Origin of the sequence: uncultured Campylobacter sp., assembly GCF_938018035.1 — a bacterium.
Classification (GTDB): domain Bacteria; phylum Campylobacterota; class Campylobacteria; order Campylobacterales; family Campylobacteraceae; genus Campylobacter_B.
Genome location: NZ_CALIJF010000207.1, coordinates 1 through 3,875, shown reverse-complemented (window position 1 = coordinate 3,875; position 3,875 = coordinate 1). Strand labels below are relative to the sequence as shown.

At 46.3% G+C, this 3,875-nt stretch carries 2 protein-coding genes and 1 pseudogene; 2 read left to right on the top strand and 1 reads right to left on the bottom strand.

Features of this window, described 5'->3' with window-relative positions:
- Positions 1-413, top strand: a pseudogene (locus Q0257_RS06390) (serine/threonine protein phosphatase); the annotation flags it as partial.
- Positions 414-533: 120 nt separating this feature from the next.
- Here the strand turns inward: Q0257_RS06390 and Q0257_RS06385 are convergent.
- On the bottom strand, positions 534-1,364 hold the full coding sequence (locus Q0257_RS06385; RefSeq protein ID WP_005872417.1) for a prephenate dehydrogenase: 831 nt from the start codon (positions 1,362-1,364) through the stop codon (positions 534-536).
- An 81-nt stretch (positions 1,365-1,445) separates the two neighbouring features.
- Here Q0257_RS06385 and bamA point away from each other — a divergent pair, with 81 nt between their 5' ends.
- Positions 1,446-3,701 carry an outer membrane protein assembly factor BamA gene (gene bamA, locus Q0257_RS06380; RefSeq protein WP_050346307.1) on the top strand — a complete coding sequence of 752 codons (2,256 nt, stop codon included), beginning with the start codon at positions 1,446-1,448 and terminating at the stop codon, positions 3,699-3,701.
- The last annotated feature ends 174 nt before the right edge of the window (positions 3,702-3,875 follow it).

The window sequence follows — 3,875 nt, the reverse complement described above, 5'->3', positions numbered from 1 at the left end:
AAGCGACGCTAGCGTCGTATTATCGTCACGGAGGCGTGAAGCAATGCAAGGAGCATCTGCGGTTTGTCTCGCGGCTGCCGATTTACCTCGAGTATGATTTGCGCGATGAAAGCGGTCGCGCTCTCGTCGTATCGCACTCCGCAGTGGGTCGCGCGTGGGGGATTAGACACGATGCAGAGCGTGCGAAAAGCTTCGCCGCTCATGTGCTAAGCGGGCGCGGAGATGATAGCGCGAATGATGGAATTTTTAACGTCTACGGGCACACGCCGGTAAAAAAGCCCGTCATTACGGAATTTAGCGCAAATATCGATCTGGGCTGTGTTTATAAAAAGCACTGGGGCGAGAAGGCGAGGCTTTGCGCGCTGGAGTTTCCCTCAAAGAAAATTTTTACGCAGGAGTGTATAGATTTTTGAGTTTGTATCGGGATAGCGCGGATTAAAATTTAAATTTAAGCGGGCTATTTGAAGGCGAAATTTTAGAATTTAAAGGCGTGCTCTTGCAGCGTCCGTCGCGCAGTCAGGTCGCGTGAAATTTTAAATAATATCCCTTAGCTTACGCGCTTCATACATCCACGCCTCAAGTTCATCCCAGCGCTCGTCACGAATCATCCCCACGCAAAGATCCAGTTCGTTTTTAAAAGCATCGATTGCGCCTAGCAGGTTCGTGCGGTTTTGCTTAAAAATATCGACCCACATCTGCGGCGAGCTCTTGGCGATACGGCTCATGCCCGAGAAGCTGCCGCCGGCTAAATTTATGATGTTGCGGCGATTTTCCTCTTTTAGTACGCTATTTACGAGCGAGTAGCTGATCGCATGCGGCAGGTGCGAGATGAGCGCCACGTGGTGATCGTGGCTTTTTGCGTCCATAAATACGATCTTCATCCCTGCGAACGAAAAAATTTCGACCGCTCGTTTGATATGCACTTCATCCGCGCCGTGATCGTCGCAGATGACGACTACTGCGCCGTTTAAAAGCTCCTTAAATGCCGCCTGCGGGCCGGAGTTTTCGGTACCAGCCATTGGGTGAGCTGCGATGAAATTTCGTCTAATCTGCGGCGGGCAGTTTTGCAAAATTTTGAATTTCGTACTTCCCAGATCGATGATTGTCGTTTCACTTCTGCAGTCGCTTAGTTTTTGCAACGTCTCAATAATTGCCTCCACGGGGATTGCGAGAAAGATCGCGTCGCAGCTTTGCTTCATCTGCTCCAGGCTTAAAATTTCATGCACGAGCCCGAGTCGCAGAGCTTCTTTTTCATTTTCGCGGCTGATGTCGCAGCCATAGACGGCGCTAATTATTTTGGTGCTTTTTAGACATAGCCCAAGAGAGCCGCCGATGAGACCCAGACCGATAATTCCTATCTTCATAAAATTCCTTTTTGATATATGCAAGTTTTAATTTTAATGTGGTATTATACGCAAATTATTTTCGTTTTTAGGTAAAATTTTATGAAAAAAAGCGTTTTTTTACTCTTAGTAGGCGGGATTTCCGTGGCGTGCGCCGCGCAGATCAAATCCATTAAATTTGAAGGGCTAAGGCATCTTTCTCCACAGGTCGCACAGCAAATTTCGGGGCTTAAGGTAGGCGATGAGCTTAACGGCGAAAACACCAATGCTGCGATTTCAAAGCTATTTGAGCAGGGCTATTTCAGCGACGTTTATATCAGCGAACAAGGCGGCGCGGTCACTATCAACGTAACCGAAAAACCGACCATCGCCAAGGTCGAGATCAAAAACGTAGTTACCAATGATCGCGACAAGATCAATGAGCTCATCGGCTTGCGTCCGGGTCAGGTTTACGATGAGGTGGCTGCTAAAAAAGCTGAGACCCGCATCAAGCAATACTACGAAGTCAAGGGCTTTTTTGACACCGTGGTGGAATTTTATCCAAAGCCGATCAACGACGATAAATCGGTCATCTTGCTAACGATCGAGGTAAATCGCGGCGAAAATATCATCATCGATAAGGTAAATTTAGTAGGCGCAGACAAGCTCGACTATGACGATATTGAGCCATCCGTCGCCAATAAAGAACGCGAGACGCTGGGCTGGATGTGGGGCTTTAACGATGGCAAGGTAAAAACCGCCGAGCTTCCTAACGACGCAAATAGAATTCAAGAAGAATATTATAAAAAAGGCTACTTAGACGCACAGGTTTCTGCGCCGCTACTTAATGCCGATATGGATAATTACACTGCTGATCTTACCTACTATATCAGCGAGGGCGAGCAATACACCGTAAGCTCTGTAGATATCGAGTATCCTGCAGATATAATCAAGCTTGATAAAGAAAAGGTTTTGGATGATTTCAAGCTTCAAAAGGGCGATACAATGAATTCCGAGCGTTTGCGCCGCGATATGAATACGCTAGAGACTTTAGTTGCGGATCAGGGATACGCCTATGTGCGCATCGTGCCTAAGACTAAGCAGGACAAAGAAGCTCGCACGGTTGCTATCACGTATCAAGTCATCCCTGAGGATAAAGTCTATATTAGAAACGTAACGATTTCGGGTAACGATAAGACCGAGGATAAGGTCATTCGCCGCGAGATGTATCTGACCGAGGGAAATTTATATAGCAAAACCGACTACAACGATTCGTTAAATTCTTTAAAACGCACGGGGTATTTCGATGAGGTGGAGATTAAAGAAAACCGCGTTTCTAACGATCAGATCGATCTTGAAGTCGCAGTTAAAGAAGCTCCTACAGGCTCTATCACGGGTGGTATCGGATATGGCAGCGAGGATGGAATTTTGCTTAGTGGCGGTATCAGTGATCGTAACGTATTTGGCACCGGCCTTCACGGCGCATTCTCGGTCGAAAAGAGCGACGATCAGTTAAGCGGACGCTTGAGCTTAACCAATCCTAGAGTGTTTGATTCTGAGTATAGCTTGGGCGGATCGATCTTTGCCAACGATTACGACTGGGACGATTACGATGAGAAATCTTACGGATTTTCAATCACGGGCGGTCGCAAGATCGGGCGCAATACCGATGTAAGTCTTACGTATTATCTCGAAAAAAGCGAGATTAAGGGCTTAAACGAATATTACGCCAAAGCAGGCTATCTAGATGGCAAGAATTTAAAAAGCTCGATTATCCCGTCTATTACATATAATAGCACAGATGATTATTACTTGCCAAGAAGCGGTATGATCGCAAGTGCTAGCTTAGAATACGCGGGTCTTGGCGGCGATATGGACTACACCAAGGCGCGAGGATCGTTTAACTACTATTTTGGCTTGCGAGATTATATCGATCACGACATTATCTTTAGATACAAAGCTGCAACGGGCTATATGTGGGAAGGTAATAAAAAGATCCCGATCAACGAAAAGCTATTCCTAGGCGGAATGAAAAGCATTAGAGGCTACGAAGGTCGCAGTATCCCGAAAAAAGAGATCTGCTTAAATGCAAATAATTGCCGCTATATCGAAACAGGCGGCATGCAGAGCTTCAATAACTCCTTTGAGCTAAGCTTTCCGGTAGTCGATAGGCTTAAAATGCGCTTTGTAACGTTTTTTGACTACGGAATGATCGGCGATCATGATTGGAATGAGGAGGAGCGCTACAGCACGGGCGCCGGTATCGAGTGGATGACGCCGATGGGGCCTTTGCAGTTATACTTCGTCAAGCCGCTTAATAAAAAACCGCACGACGACACAAATAGCTTCGAATTTAGCATCGGCGCTAGATTTAATTAAAAGCGACGACTTGCGAACGCTGTGGCGTGCGTAGAATTTCTACCGCACGCCTTAAAATTTAGTAACGCTGCCATTTTGACTTTTCTTGTCGCGCTAATTTGCAGCCGAATTATTGTAGGCGGGTTGAGCTAAATTTTAATTGGAATTCCGCTCGGCTTAGGATGAAATTTAAAC